Below are 14237 nucleotides of genomic sequence, written 5' to 3'. Positions count from 1 at the left end.
GCCCTGTGCAACGCGAACCTGAGGAGGGTCGTGAACGATGTCGCATGCCCGCAATTCTCGGGTCGTCGAAGAGCTCCGAGACCGCATCGCGCACCTGGAAGGTTGCGCATCCCGGAAGGCGGTGGTGCTGCCATTCGGTGTCCCCGAGGTCGATGAGCGACTCCCGGGAGGCGGCCTGGCATACGGCGCGCTTCATGAGGTGGCAGGCGGCGGTTCCGGAACGGTGGACGGGGCGGCGGCGGCCTTGTTCACGGCTGGGATTGCTGCGCGGTCAAAGGGCAAGGTGCTATGGTGTCTGACCCGCCCCGATCTCTTCGCCCCGGCGCTTTCGCAGGCGGGCCTCCATCCCGACCGGGTCATATTCTGCGAATCCGACAAGGAGGAGGACGTTCTGGCGTCGATGGAAGAGGGTCTGGCCTTTGGCGGTCTTGCGGCCGTCGTTGGTGAACTGGTGCGGTTGCCGATGACGGCCTCCCGCCGCCTTCAGTTGGCCGCCGAGAAGACGGGAACGATGGGGCTGGTCGTCAGGAGGTGGAGGCGGCAGACCGAGGCCGCGGACTACGGAAACCCCACGGCTTCGACGACGAGGTGGCGTGTCAGCGTATTGCCTTCCGAGCCGTTGCCAACTGCGGGCGTTGGGCGGGCCAGATGGCTGGCGGAACTAATGCGTGTCAAGGCGGGCGAGTGTGCCGAGTTTGAGTTAGGAGCATGCGATGCCAAGGGTCGTCTCAGTTTACTTCCCGTATCTCGCGACAGATCGGATACGTCGTCATGGCAAGGGAGCCGTGCCAGCTGACCAGCCGCTTGTCGTGATCTCGCGGAGTGGCTCGAAGCGCTGGGTGTCGGCCGCCGACACTGCTGCCCGCAAGGTCGGCCTTCGCGTTGGCATGGCCGCCAGTAAAGCTCAGGCCGTCATCGCGAACCTGACGATGATCGACGCCGACCCGGCTGCGGACGCTGCCGCGCTCGAGCGGTTGGCGCTGTGGGCACTCCGGCAATACAGCCCCGTCGTCGCCGTCGATGGCGTGGATGGTCTCGTACTCGACATCGAGGGTGCCGACCACCTGCGCGGCGGGGAAGAGATGTTGATCTCGGGCCTCGTCAATCTGCTCCGCAGCCGCGGCCTGACGGCGAGAGCCGCCGTTGCGGACACGTGGGGTGCTGCCCATGCGATCACCCGCATGACGACTGCAGAGACCACGGTTGTTCCCATCGGAGGCGTCAGCAAGGCCGTGGTCGAGCTGTCCATCCACTGCCTACGACTGCCGTCCGACACCATCCAGGGCCTCAGGACTCTCGGCGTAGAGACGGTCGGCGAACTGTCGGCGATGGCCCGCGCTCCGTTGACCCTGCGTTTCGGGGCGGAAGTCGCACGGCGTCTCGATCAGATTTTTGGTCGGGTGGCCGAACCCATCGAGCCTTTGCGAACACCTGAACTTGTCGAAGTTTCCCGGAATTTTCAGGAACCCATCGGTGCGCCAGAGACGATCGCGAAATACATCCGAAAATTGGTAGCCGATCTTACAGCCAGGCTCCAAGAGCGCGGCCTCGGCGTTCGCCGTTCCGACCTCGTCATTCATCGCGTCGACAACACGAGGCAGTCCGTCCGCGCGGGGCTCCAGAAGCCTGTCCGCGATCCGGCTCGGCTGTCGAAGCTTATCTGTGACCAGATCGAAAAGATCGATCCCGGCTTCGGTATCGACAAGATGGTCCTCGTTGCGGTGATGACCGAGCCGCTGGAAGAGCGGCAGATCGCGTCATCGCTGATCGAGGAACAGGTCGTCGACGTGACCCCGCTCATCGATATCCTCGGAAATCGAGGTCAGCGCCTGTATCGAGTGACGCCGGTAGCTTCCGATGTCCCCGAGCGGTCGGTCATGAGGATAGCTTCGACCGCGGACGAAACGGGGGCAGACTGGGCCGTGAGGTGGCCTCGTCCGTCGCGACTGCTGGCCCGTCCGGAGCAGATCGAGACCATCGCCGTCCTGCCGGACCAGCCTCCTGTGGTCATGACCTGGCGTGGCAAACGACGGCGCATCGTCCGGGCCGACGGCCCCGAGCGCATATTCGGCGAGTGGTGGTTGCGTCCGCGCGAGATGGAAGCTGTCCGTGACTACTTCGTCGTCGAGGACGAGAACGGCGAACGCCTCTGGGTCTACCGCGCGGGTGACGGGGTCGACACCGCTACAGGCTCTCACAAGTGGTTCCTCCACGGAGTTTTCGGATGAAATACGCCGAACTCCAGGTCACGACGCATTTTAGCTTTCTCCGCGGGGCTAGTTCCGCCGACGAACTCTTCGCCACTGCGGCTGCAATGGGCATCGACGCGCTTGGTGTCGTGGATCGCAATAGCCTTGCTGGCATAGTCCGCTCTTGGGAGGCGGCAAAGACAACGGGCGTTCGCTTGGTTGTCGGCTGCCGTCTCGATCTCGCCGACGGCATGTCGCTCATTGTCTACCCGACCGACCGTCCTGCCTACTCCAGGCTCACCCGCTTGCTGTCGTTGGGGAAGAGCAGGGGCGGCAAGGGAAAGTGCATCCTTAACCTCAACGACGTGGAAGCCTACAGTGACGGCCTGATCGCCATCCTGATCCCCGACGAAGCCGACGATGTCTATGCGGGACAGCTCCGCAAGGTCTCTGCCATCTTTGGTGACCGCGCCTATGTCAGCCTATGCCTTCGCCGTCGCCCGAACGACAGGCTGCGCCTGCACAACCTGTCCAACATCGCGTTTCGCCACAAGGTCAAAACGGTCGTCACCAACGACGTGCTGTTCCATGATCCCTCTCGCCGCCAGCTCCAGGACATCGTGACCTGCATTCGCAACCGCACGACGATCGACAGCGTGGGCTTCGACAGGGAAAGGCATGCCGACAGGTTTCTGAAGGCTCCCGAGGAGATGCATCGTCTGTTTTCCGAGTACCCGGAGGCGCTTGCCCGCACCCGCGAGATCGTCGATCGCTGCAAGTTCGACCTATCCGAACTCCAGTACCAGTATCCGGAGGAGGCGCTAGTTCCCGGTCTTGATGCCCAGCAGTCGCTGGCGAAGTTCGCATGGGAAGGCGCGTCAGACCGATATCCCGAAGGCATCCCGGAGAAAGTCCGAAAGGCGATCCTTCACGAACTCGATCTGATCAGGAAGATGTCATATGCGCCCTACTTTCTGACCGTTTTCTCGATCGTTCGCTTCGCCCGCTCGAAGGACATCCTCTGCCAGGGACGCGGGTCCGCCGCCAATTCGGCCGTCTGCTACTGTCTTGGGATCACCAGCATCAATCCCGAGACATCCGACCTGTTGTTCGAGCGCTTCGTGTCGATGGAGCGCAACGAGCCGCCGGATATCGACGTCGATTTCGGGCACTCCCGCCGCGAGGAGGTGATCCAGTGGATTTACGAGACCTACGGGCGTTCGCGCTCGGCTCTCTGCTCCACGGTCACCCGCTATCGGGCAAAGGGCGCGCTGCGCGACGTGGGGAAAGCACTCGGACTGCCTGAGGACCTCATAACGCAATTGTCGTCCGGGGTCTGGGGCTGGTCGGAAGGCGTCGGGGAGAAACAGCTCAAAGAGAACAACATGAACACGGCGGACTACCGCCTGAAGCTGGCGCTGGACCTCGCGTCCCAGCTGATGGGCGCGCCCCGGCATCTTGGCCAGCATCCGGGCGGGTTTGTCCTGACACAGGACAGGTTGGACGACCTCGTGCCGATCGAGCCGGCCAGCATGAAGGACCGCCAGGTCGTCGAGTGGGACAAGGACGACATCGAAGCCCTGAAATTCATGAAGGTGGACGTTCTGGCCCTGGGAATGTTGTCGTGCATGGCTCGCTCGTTCGAACTCCTGGCCGAACACAAGAACGAGCCGATGAGCCTTGCCGACGTCCCGCAGGAGGATTCTAAGACCTATGCCATGATCCGTAAGGCCGACACGCTCGGGACATTCCAGATCGAGAGCCGCGCCCAGATGGCAATGCTGCCGCGCCTGAAGCCAAGGACGTTCTACGACCTGGTCGTCCAGGTGGCGATCGTCCGGCCGGGACCGATCCAGGGTGACATGGTTCATCCATATCTTCGCCGCCGGGAAGGCAAGGAAAAGGTCGAATACCCAACGCCGGAACTCGAAGCCGTCCTCGGCAAAACCCTCGGCGTTCCGCTGTTCCAGGAGAGCGCCATGAAGGTCGCGATGGTCTGCGCGGGCTTTTCGGCGGGAGAGGCCGACCAGCTGAGGCGGGCCATGGCCACGTTCAAATTCACGGGCGGGGTGAGCAAGTTCAAGGACAAGCTCGTCGATGGCATGGTGAAGAACGGTTACACCCGCGAGTTCGCCGAGAAAACATTCACGCAGCTGGAAGGCTTCGGAAGCTATGGTTTCCCGGAGAGCCATGCTGCTTCCTTCGCCCTCATCGCCTATGCGAGCTCGTGGGTAAAGTGCCATCACCCTGACGTTTTCTGCGCCGCCCTGATAAACAGCCAGCCGATGGGGTTCTATAGCGTCGCGCAGATCGTCACCGACGCCCGTCAGCATGGCGTCGAAGTCAGGCCAGTCTGCGTGAACGCGTCACGCTGGGACTGCACCATGGAGCGGATTGGCAATTCGGATCGGTTCGCCGTCCGATTGGGGATGCGGGTTGTCAAAGGGCTTCCCGAGATCGACGCGGCGCGTATCATCTTGGCCCGCGCCGACCAGCCGTTCGAAAGCGCCGACGACATGTGGCGGCGCTCGGGAGTTCCGACGGCGTCACTGGTCAAGCTCGCCAACGCGGATGCCTTCCTGCCGTCTCTAGGTCTCGAGCGCCGCCAGGCGCTGTGGGACATCAAGGCGATGCGCGACGAGCCGCTCGAGTTGTGGGCGGCGGCGGCCGAGCGCGAAGCCAAGACGGTCGCCGAGATGCAGGAACCCGAAGTCGTCCTGAGATCGATGACGGAGGGCAGGGAGGTCGTCGAAGACTATACGAATACCGGACTGACCCTGCGCGCCCACCCGATGTCGTTCCTCCGCGGGGACCTCAAGGCGAAAAGGATTGTCACATGCGCCGAGGCGATGGGCGAGCGAGACGGAAGGTGGCTCTGGACGGCTGGGCTGGTTCTCGTGAGGCAGCGGCCCGGATCGGCCAAGGGCGTGATGTTCCTGACGCTGGAAGACGAGACCGGGATTGTCAACGCCGTCGTGTGGCCGAGCCTCTTCGAACGCCAGCGGCGGGTACTCATGACCGCGACCATGATGGGCATCCATGGTCGCATCCAGCGGGAAGGCGAGGTTGTTCATCTGGTCGCCCAGAAGCTATTCGATTTCTCGGCGGACCTGTCGGGCCTGAGTGAGCGGGATGGGGACTTCCCGCTACCACATGGTCGTGGAGATCAGGTCAAGCATGGTGGCGGCCCTGATCCCCGGGACAACCCGCAGCCCGCAGTGCAGGCGAGGGACATCTATATCCCGGACCTCCACATCGATACGCTGACGGTGAAGAGCCGGAACTTTCACTAATAGGACGGATGTTTCCAGCGAACTCGTTTCGCTATCGGCGCGCCGACGCGTTCCGAATTGCAGAGCAGATTGAATTATAGGAGAGGTAGACCACCGGCGCGAGCCGGTGGTCGCCGCTGCGCCAATTGCGGACTTTAACCGTTTGTCCGCCGCGAAAAATTCCACGGCATCAGCACGGCGATCTGGCTCTGCCTGTGACCGTTGACGATGGCGGTGTGTGGCGGACAGGTAGGCAAGCGGATCGACAGCGTTGAGCTTGGCGGTTTCGATGAGTGAGCCGATGGTCGCCCAGCATACGGCATCTCCGATGCTTCTATCAGGAGAGCCGTCGGGTTGCGCGTGAGACCCTGCCGCAAAATCTGTTGACAGAATGACCGGACGAAGTTACCGGTTCTTTCGTCCGGTCATATTGACCAAATGTATGAGGATCGTCATGGCCGTGGCTGCGCAGAAGCCTACCTTAAAGAAGCGAATACCACGGCGTTCGACCGTCGTCCCTAGATCGACTAAGCACGCGGGAACGAAGATCGACAGGAAGATCGCAAAGTCTGGCTTCCTCGCCTACTGCCGCCAGGTCCTCGACGAAGACAGGCTCTTCTATATTGCCGACGCGGACGGCATCCCGTTCATGGCCTTGGACTTCAAAGAGCGACATCTACACGGCCCACTCGTCGATATCTCGGCGCAGTTCTTCAAGGACAACTTCAGCCGCTGCTCTTCTGCGATCCGTGACGGCGTATGCTTCAGACTAACCCTCAAGGGCCGCAATGCGGGTGTCATCGCTCGACGACATACGCAGTACAAGGACCCGCTGGATGACGTTTTGGCGCAGTGGCAGGAAAAGGTCGTAGATGCAGCGATGCGGAACAAGGGCGATTCCGACGGCATAGCAAAGGCGATCCGCAAGCTGGAAGTCGCTCAGAACTTTTCGAAGGAAGAGCTTCAGGAGCAGATTAAGGCGCTGGCGAAGGGTATCGCTCGGCTGGCAATCGGCCATCGTCCGTTCGACGAAGGCGAGATGTCCTCCGGGGTCGTGAAGCTATACAAGGACCCCGAAAGCCTGAACTGACGGCCGAGCTTACCCAAAGAAGCCGGGACGCCCGACCTCAGCGTTTCCGGTAAAGTGCGTGTTTGGATATGAGGCAACGACCTGTTGGTCGGACTTGTGGTTCTCGATCACGATGATCTGTGCGAAACCCGCCAAACTGTGGAGGTGGGCGTAAAAATGCGCGGCCAGGTTGGCTCGGCGAAGGTTCAAGTCTTCTTCGGTGAGTTCACCATAGCGCTCGGTTTCGTCAGCAGGACGATACGCAAGCAGCGGTGAATCAAGCACGATGAAACCGGGATGGGGACGTCCCGCCTCTGTGCAGTACATCAGGAGGGCGATCTTGACCGCCGCGTGAAGGATGGCGCGGATGCCTGCTCCATTGTTCCGCCTGTTCTTGCCATCCACGACGATGTCTTGTTCTTCGGGCGAGAAATGTACTGCCTCACCGCCGGGGTAGTTCCAAGCCTTCAGGACACGTTTCACGACCTTCGACAGTTCGTTCGCTTCACTCGTCGTGAGATTGAGGTTGAGATCGAGGCCAGCGGCCCGCTGACGTAAGGCCACGCGCTCGCGTGAGACCTCGCCGATATTGAGTTCATACGATGCCAGCAATCGCCTGTTGCTGATCTCGCCCTCGAGTTGGCGGACGGTTTCGGACGCTTTGGAAAATACGGTGCGGGCGCTTGTTTCAAGTTCCTTTGCTTCGTTCAGAAGTCCCTGGGTCACGGCCTGACGCAAGAGAATGCTATCCACCACGACCTTGCGCACATCGATCTCCCGCCTGGCCTCGACAACGGTGTTGGCTAACTCCATCTCTTCGCGGCGAATTTTCTTGATCTCAGCCTCGGCCGCTACGCGCTGAAGTTCGATATCGCCCAGACTGTGTTCATGCTGATGTTCCGGTGTGGCCCCGCATAACGGGCAATTAATGGCTGCGAACTTCTGAAGCAGGAAGCCTCCTTCCTCCAGCCCGGAAAGTCGGTTCAGGTCCGATGTGAAAATGCTCGCCAGTTCTTCGAAGCGCACGATCATCGCAGAAATCTCGGCGATCTCGGTCTCCTCCGTTCTAAGGGCGGCAGTCTCCACTTTGAGGTCCTCGGTCAGCACGTCCAGGTCATCCTGGCGCTTGAACATCACCTCCTGAAGGTTCTCGCGCTCCTGTTTTGCCGTTGCCAGCTTTTCATCGATTTCGTCGTCGGACCAATTCAGTGTGAGTTTTGCACGCAGCCTCTCGGCAAGCTGGGACAAGACTTCGATCTTCGCGTCACGGGCAGCCTTTAGTTGATCTCCTGATCGGACCTGTTCGACCGACGAACCGTCGACGCCGGTCAGCAGGAATTTTATGAGGCTTTTGTCCTCCGACGTAACCGCGGTGTTGTATTGCAGCAGAATGCTCTTCTCATCCATCATTCTCGTTTCATCGACGATCAGGTAACGAATGAGAACCCTCAGGGAGAAAGGCGACTTTTCGGCGCGCTCGTTTTTGAGCAAGCGCGCTTCACGGAAACCGCTTTCTTGCAGGATAAACCTCGACACGTTGGGTGATTGTACATGCGAAGACTTCAGCACCTCATAGCCGGGCTCCAACCTACTCACAGACTCGGAGTGGCCGCGGACCAAGTAGATGTCGCCGCCATATACGGATCGACGAAGGGATACCGGACCGCTCTTGGGGGTCGTCATCCACACAACGACATTGTCATACCCAATACCTTCGTCGGGAACCTCGATCTTTTCCGAGCCCAAAACGTAGTCGATACATCTCCTGACGAAGGACTTGCCGGCATTCGATGCACCCCAGACAACGTTCACGCCCTCTACAAATCGGACATGCACGGTTTTTTTGTCCGGTCCTGTCATTACGACGCGGTTGATACGGATAAAAGTGCACGGGCTCATTGCTGCTGATCTCCGATGATTTCGAGCGTCCATCGGTCAATACCGGTACGGAGCTCTACGAGGAACTTCTCAAGCCCTTGCTCCTCCGCTCTTTCAGCAAGCCATTCTGCCGCCTCTTTCAGCCTCTTGTTGTATGGAGTGTTCATTAGGCTGACCATGGCTCCGGCAATTTCGTGCGCTCGGAAGGATATCCCGCGATCATCGTGTATGCGGTCGACGAGGAAACCGCGTACCATCAAGGCAGTACCTTCCTCCACAAGGCGACGTCGAACAAAGTACTCGCCTTCTCTTGCCTCGAGGTCGGGATGGACGCTATCGCGCGCTCCGGCATCGCCGGCGTGGACGAGATAGTAATCGAGCAGCGACAGGGTAGCGATGTCGAACGCGCTCGGAGCGAAAGCATCCAGAATCACGACCGCTCTAATACCCGCTTCGAGTGAGCTGTTGAAAAGCGCGGGGGGGGCGTCTTCGGACGTCATTTCCAAGGCATCTTTCCGGTGTTTGCGAAATGATGGCACGCGCCTTGTCTAACGCTGGCGGTGACACGATTGTGCTTTCCAAAAGGACCAGAGACGGTCGCCGCCGACGCCTCGCTCATGAGCTTGGCCAGCCTGTCATACTTGGGACCTCTGTTCATTTGGTAATAATGGTCAACGACCCTGTCATGTACGTCCCTATCTACCTGTAGAATGTATTTCTCGAACAGGCTGTCCCTGTAGTGCAATCCGAACAGGCGGTGCTCCAGGTATCGCCTTCTCGCGAGAGCCATTTGCGGTCCGAATTCTGGGTCTGAAATGACCGCCGTGAGATCGGCGAAGTCTATGCCCCTATGTTCGCCGAATACCCCGACCAGTTGAGATACATAGGCATATTCGAACTCAGCCGCTTCGATAGGCACATCTTCGTCGGCCAACGTAGGGGCTTCCCCTGGATCGATATCCATGTGATCCATCATCACGGCCCGCATTTGGGGCCTTTCTACCAACTCGCTCGCCTTCCATAAATCGACGTTTGAGAAATCATAACCCGCGATAGCTGCTCGGATTTCGTCAGTGAGCGGACTCGGTACCGTATCCGAGATATCATCCAGGCAGTATTCATCCCAGTGATCGATGAGGTAGGATGCGATCTTGCTAGGCCGAGCGATTAGTTTTTTGACATCGCCCACGCCGCCGTTCGGGGCAACGAAAATGTATTTTGTCGGAAGCGTAAACTCGCCGGCGCAGTGGTAGTGAAAAATCTTGCCGAGTTCCAAAACAAACCTGCCTTTACCCAGAGGTTTCGACAGCTGCTTGCACTGGTAGTTATGCCACTCCTCGTCATACCGCGCCTGGGACAGAAAGCCGACTGCATCGCGGCCCATGTCAGCGGACTTCGAAACCTGTTCAAAATCAACGTAGTCACTCTTCAGTCGGGCGAGCCACTTCTTAACGAGGTCCTCTAATTCAGGCGGCTGGAGATTCAAAATGTATCGATCTTCGTTGAACGGCACGCTCAGAAACTCCCCGACTCTAAAGGCAGGCTTAAATTGCAAAGTGCGTGATTAATTTCAACAAGTAATACGACTCGAACTTTGCGGAGGTAGCAACTGTGACCGCGCGTTTCGGTAGATGTAAACATGGCAGGTTGCTGTCAAATTATTCGACGGACGCCGCCCTATTCGCTGACAACTACGCAACCGCGAATGCCACCTTATTGCGTAATAGGTTAACTCGACGTCGAAGCCACCGTATCTATTCAAGTCGATCGTCAAACTCGAGTCGATCTACGAGAATAATGGACAATACAAGATGACGTTGAAGTTGCTAACTGAGGAATTCAATTTCCGGACGACTGAATAGCCCCGATTTTCGTGGACCCTTCGGGTTAAATCCTGCTGCTTCTCGACTCGACGGGCGACAGCATCCCCTTGGGATGCTCCGACTTCCGCCTGGCGAATTGCCCGTGTCGCCTCCACATCCAGAATAACGCCGTGATCTGTGTCGATCAGATAGTTCGTGGCATAAGCGAAGAAGGCATGGCCTTTGTGAGCGCCCGTCCATTGAGCGGCCGGGTCTGATGTGGAGATGAACTTCGGCGTCACTGGCGAAGCCGCACCGAAAGCCGCATCGTCGAGAACCGCCAGATATTCCTGCACCGAGCGGCCAGCGTCTTCTTTGGCTTCCCACTCCGCTCAGGTTACCGAGCGCTGCTTGTTGGCATCCGCTGCGATCAGGCTGACATCGACGGCAAACCCTTCCGCACCGACCAGCCCTTGCGCAAGGCAGCGCTCCACCACCGTCTCAAACATAAGTCGCAGGATGTCGCTCTGCCGCAACCGGCCATGACGGTTCTTCGAGAAGCTGGAGTGATCGGGCATCTTGCCGTCCAGTCCGAGGCGGCAGAACCAGCGATAGGCAAGATTAAGGTGGACCCTCTTCGCAGAGCCGCCGTTCCGAGCGGATACCCATGGAATAGCCGATGATCAGCATCCGCATCATCAGCTCGGGATCAATCGAAGGCGACCAGTGGTACTGTAGAAAGGCTTCAACTGTGCCCGTACGCTGTCGAGTTCGAGATGTCGGTCGATCCCGCGCAGCAGGTGGTCGGCAAGGACATGATCATCAAGGTAGAAGTCATAGAAGAGCTGCGCCGGAGCCGTCTGACATCCCATCATCGCACAATCCTCCGCAAATCAATACGACGATTGAATCACGGCGCTGAAGCTTCATCAACCTTTCAGTCCGGAACGCGGATGTTCAACTACGAGGCCGGCGACTGACGGGCCATGCGGACCGCAGCGCATTCCAAAAGCTACGTAACAACAGCAGGTATTCGCCACCGCGTACCAATTTAACTGCCTGATCAAGGTCGGCCTTTTCACGCTGGTCTTTCATAAATCACTCCACCGAGCTTTGGGTGAAATATTTGGCACCTACATATCAGAAGTAGACAATTGAGCGTCACGCTACAAGCGCTTACCACAAACGGAGTTTTCAACAGTATCCTCCAGAAGCGGACACAGCGACGCCTTCAACGACGATTTCCCGTGTTGTCATAGCGTAGCGTGGCCGCCTCAACCTTGTCGCCGTTGGCCGCTGCCCATGAACACAGTGCTTCAAACGGCTCCCGCAATGAGTGGCCTAGTGGAGTGATTGCATATTCTACGCCAATCGGCTGAGTTGGGAGTACGGTTCTCGTCACAAGGCCGTTCCGCTCAAGCCTCTTCAAAGCGTCGGCCAGAGCCTTGTGCGTGATTCCATCGAGACGCCGCTTGAGTTCGTTGAAGCGCGCAGGTTTTGGACAAATCACTGTCAGTATCAGGATCGTCCATTTATCAGCAATCTTGTCGAGCACCGGACGAACCTGCGCCATGTCGCAAAGCGCGCGATGAGAAAGGGCTTCCAGGTCGGTATACTCGTCCATATCTAGTCTATTCCAGGTGCGTAATTGATATCAGATATCCAACGTATATCATCGCGAGACCATTCAGTGAAAGGATTTACGATGGCTCGAATGATTAACAAGGTGGCTTTGGTCGTCGGTGGCGCGAAGGGTATCGGCCTGGCTATTGCAGAACGACTTTCTGCCGAAGGCGCACATGTCTTCATCACCAGTCGTAGAGGTGAAGATGCTGAAATCGCGGCCAAAGGCATCGGCAATGGCGCGGTCGGTATGGCCGCTGACGCGAGCTCTCCGGAAGACATGGTAATTGCTGTCGAAAAAGTGCGCAAAGCATACGGTCGTATCGACGCGCTTGTTTTGAATGCAGGTCTTTCCGAGCCTTCGCAGATCGCCGAGATCACGCCGGAGCACTTCGACCGCCACTTCGACGTCAACGTTCGAGGGATGGTGTTCGGCCTCCAGGCAGCTCTTCCCGCAATGACAGAAGGCTGCTCGGTCGTCCTCGTCGGGTCCATAGCCGGGAACGCCGGCTACTCGGGTTACGGAACCTACTGCGCAACCAAAGCGGCCGTTCGATCCTACGCCAGAACCTGGACGGCAGAACTCGCACCCAAAGGTATTCGGGTCAATGTCGTTGCACCCGGCCCCACCGATACGGACATGATGGCAGCTGTCGCGGAAGACACTCGCGCGGCAATTGTTGCTCCGATTCCGATGGGTCGTATGGCACGGCCTTCAGAAGTGGCTGCGGCCGCCTTGTTCTTGTTGAGCGACGACGCGAGCTACATCGCCGGCGCTGAACTATGCGTTGACGGCGGCTTGCGGCAGGTCTAGGGAGCCGCCGAAACGCTGCACCCGATCTCGAATAGGTCGGGTACACCAAAATGCTCAATGACGGCGCACACCGAACTATTCAACGGTGATCAAAACTAAAGTTGACCCCTAAGCCAGTGCCAAGTCCCAGGAGAGCCTGGTCTGGCTGCCGACGTTGAGGTGAGGGAGGCCCAAAAGCCAAGATTCACGACGGCTTCGGACAGGTCAAGGAAGCCGGACCCTATCAACGATTTTGAAGAAAAGCGCGTTCGAGACCTCGCCAAATCCGACACCATTCTTATGATCCGGAACATTCGACCATCCGGTGCATTAGCATCCATGGATGAAGCTGAATTTGCTAGGCTGAACGAGCCTATCGCTCTCGTCGTTGATGACGAACCCCTGATCCTCATGGATACTGCGGACATGATCGCTGACGAGGGCTATGCCATCGTCGAAGCGAGGACCGCGGACGAGGCTTTCGAGTTCCTTACCCGATACTCCTCCCTCCAGTTGCTGTTCACCGACGTTCAGACCCCCGGACATCTTGACGGCTTCGATCTAGCTCGCAAGGTGGCCGACCGTTGGCCACATATCTGCGTCATAGTCGCGTCAGGTGCGGCCAAGCCGAAGCCTGGGGACATCCCTGAGAACGCCACATTCATCTCAAAGCCCTTCAGCGCCCGGCTCGTACACGACGTGCTGAGAGAACGATGCGTCTCGACAACGCCGTAGCCGGAGACAGCTATGCCTGCGATGCCTCACATCTCAGGTGCATTTTCGCGTGGACCTGTTACGTTGCCGCGAAGCTCAGGGGGTGGAATGTCGGTCATTCGGCGTAACAACGTTGTGGTCTCCGGACATGGAGAAAAGGCAATCGTCTTCTCGCACGGTTTCGGGTGCGACCAGAACATGTGGCGGTTCGTTGCTCCAGAATTCGAAACCCGTTTCCAGACCATACTGTTCGACCACGTCGGTGCTGGCAAATCAGATCTCGGTGCATACGATCCTGAAAAGTACGGCGACCTCCACGGCTATGCCGAAGACCTCGTGGAAATCGGCGAGGCGCTTGGCCTGAACGATGCTATATTCGTGGGGCACTCGGTGAGCGCGATGATCGGCGCTTTGGCATCCCTCAAAGCTCCTGACATGTTCGAGGCGCTTGTGATGGTCGGCCCGTCGCCCCGCTATATCGACGACATTGGCTATAAAGGAGGCTTCAGCCCGGCAGATATTGAGGAATTGCTCGCTTCGCTCGCGGACAATCACATGGGTTGGTCGATGGCGATGGCTCCAGCGATCATGGGAAACTCGGACCGCCCGGAACTCGGGCAGGAGCTTGCCGACAGCTTCTGCAGGACCGATCCCGCGATCGCGAAGGCATTCGCACGGGTGACCTTCACTTCCGACAATCGCGCCGACCTGCCGCGGGTGACGGCGAGAACGCTCATACTCCAGTGCAAGGATGACATCATCGCATCGGAAGCGATCGGCGAGTATGTACGCGACCATATCCCGGGAAGCACGCTGGTCGTCCTTGACGCGACTGGTCACTGCCCAAATCTCTCGGCTCCTCGCGAGGTCGTCGCCGCCATCCAGGACTTCGTCTAG

General features: G+C 58.7%; 12 protein-coding genes and 2 pseudogenes. 8 read left to right on the top strand and 6 right to left on the bottom strand.

Annotation, left to right across the window (positions count from 1 at the left end; all coding sequences use genetic code 11):
- Positions 1 to 37: 37 nt before the first annotated feature.
- Genes C5J24_RS06500 through C5J24_RS06490 form a run of 3 tightly spaced genes read left to right on the top strand, consistent with a single transcriptional unit; the run spans position 38 to position 5482 of the window.
- Positions 38 to 796: an ImuA family protein gene (locus C5J24_RS06500; RefSeq protein ID WP_105416426.1), complete on the top strand. Its 759-nt coding sequence runs from the start codon at positions 38 to 40 to the stop codon at positions 794 to 796.
- Positions 714 to 2228 (top strand): DNA polymerase Y family protein, encoded by a 1515-nt coding sequence (locus tag C5J24_RS06495; RefSeq protein WP_205836922.1) that lies wholly within the window; start codon positions 714 to 716, stop codon positions 2226 to 2228. Before C5J24_RS06500 ends, C5J24_RS06495 begins: the two co-directional genes overlap by 83 nt.
- The gene (locus C5J24_RS06490; protein ID WP_105416422.1) at positions 2225 to 5482 is read left to right on the top strand and encodes an error-prone DNA polymerase; all 3258 of its coding nucleotides are present in this window, start codon (positions 2225 to 2227) and stop codon (positions 5480 to 5482) included. Before C5J24_RS06495 ends, C5J24_RS06490 begins: the two co-directional genes overlap by 4 nt.
- A gap of 134 nt (positions 5483 to 5616) precedes the next feature.
- Here C5J24_RS06490 and C5J24_RS06485 read toward each other — a convergent pair.
- Positions 5617 to 5773 (bottom strand): annotated as a pseudogene (locus C5J24_RS06485) (transposase domain-containing protein); the annotation flags it as partial.
- 142 nt (positions 5774 to 5915) lie between these two features.
- On the opposite strand from C5J24_RS06485, the gene C5J24_RS06480 reads away from it, so the two are divergent.
- Positions 5916 to 6551: a hypothetical protein gene (locus C5J24_RS06480; RefSeq protein ID WP_105416420.1), complete on the top strand. Its 636-nt coding sequence runs from the start codon at positions 5916 to 5918 to the stop codon at positions 6549 to 6551.
- Positions 6552 to 6560: 9 nt separating this feature from the next.
- Here the strand turns inward: C5J24_RS06480 and C5J24_RS06475 are convergent, their stop codons facing one another.
- From C5J24_RS06475 to C5J24_RS06460, 4 genes and pseudogenes are all read right to left on the bottom strand, one after another.
- A complete protein-coding gene (locus C5J24_RS06475; protein WP_105416418.1) occupies positions 6561 to 8429 on the bottom strand; it encodes a hypothetical protein in 1869 nt (622 codons plus the stop codon).
- Positions 8426 to 8908: an ABC-three component system middle component 2 gene (locus C5J24_RS06470; RefSeq protein ID WP_105416416.1), complete on the bottom strand. Its 483-nt coding sequence runs from the start codon at positions 8906 to 8908 to the stop codon at positions 8426 to 8428. The genes C5J24_RS06475 and C5J24_RS06470 overlap by 4 nt, the downstream gene beginning before the upstream one ends.
- Positions 8905 to 9921: an ABC-three component system protein gene (locus C5J24_RS06465; RefSeq protein WP_105416713.1), complete on the bottom strand. Its 1017-nt coding sequence runs from the start codon at positions 9919 to 9921 to the stop codon at positions 8905 to 8907. The genes C5J24_RS06470 and C5J24_RS06465 overlap by 4 nt, the downstream gene beginning before the upstream one ends.
- Before the next feature lie 375 nt (positions 9922 to 10296).
- A pseudogene (locus C5J24_RS06460) lies at positions 10297 to 11085 on the bottom strand (transposase); the annotation flags it as partial.
- Here C5J24_RS06460 and C5J24_RS31760 point away from each other — a divergent pair.
- Positions 10987 to 11190 (top strand): hypothetical protein, encoded by a 204-nt coding sequence (locus C5J24_RS31760; RefSeq protein ID WP_172723803.1) that lies wholly within the window; start codon positions 10987 to 10989, stop codon positions 11188 to 11190. The pseudogene C5J24_RS06460 and the gene C5J24_RS31760 overlap by 99 nt on opposite strands.
- 251 nt (positions 11191 to 11441) lie before the next feature.
- Here C5J24_RS31760 and C5J24_RS06455 read toward each other — a convergent pair whose 3' ends face one another.
- Positions 11442 to 11834 (bottom strand): helix-turn-helix domain-containing protein, encoded by a 393-nt coding sequence (locus C5J24_RS06455; RefSeq protein ID WP_105416414.1) that lies wholly within the window; start codon positions 11832 to 11834, stop codon positions 11442 to 11444.
- A gap of 81 nt (positions 11835 to 11915) precedes the next feature.
- Here C5J24_RS06455 and C5J24_RS06450 point away from each other — a divergent pair, with 81 nt between their 5' ends.
- From C5J24_RS06450 to C5J24_RS06440, 3 genes are all read left to right on the top strand, one after another.
- The gene (locus C5J24_RS06450; RefSeq protein WP_105416412.1) at positions 11916 to 12647 is read left to right on the top strand and encodes an SDR family NAD(P)-dependent oxidoreductase; all 732 of its coding nucleotides are present in this window, start codon (positions 11916 to 11918) and stop codon (positions 12645 to 12647) included.
- Between the two features lie 318 nt (positions 12648 to 12965).
- Positions 12966 to 13361 carry a response regulator gene (locus C5J24_RS06445; protein WP_105416711.1) on the top strand — a complete coding sequence of 132 codons (396 nt, stop codon included), beginning with the start codon at positions 12966 to 12968 and terminating at the stop codon, positions 13359 to 13361.
- An 87-nt stretch (positions 13362 to 13448) separates the two neighbouring features.
- Positions 13449 to 14237: an alpha/beta fold hydrolase gene (locus C5J24_RS06440; protein WP_105416410.1), complete on the top strand. Its 789-nt coding sequence runs from the start codon at positions 13449 to 13451 to the stop codon at positions 14235 to 14237.

Source organism: Neorhizobium sp. T25_27 (assembly GCF_002968565.1).
Taxonomy (GTDB): domain Bacteria; phylum Pseudomonadota; class Alphaproteobacteria; order Rhizobiales; family Rhizobiaceae; genus Neorhizobium; species Neorhizobium tomejilense.
This window is presented reverse-complemented; position numbering and strand designations above follow the sequence as displayed.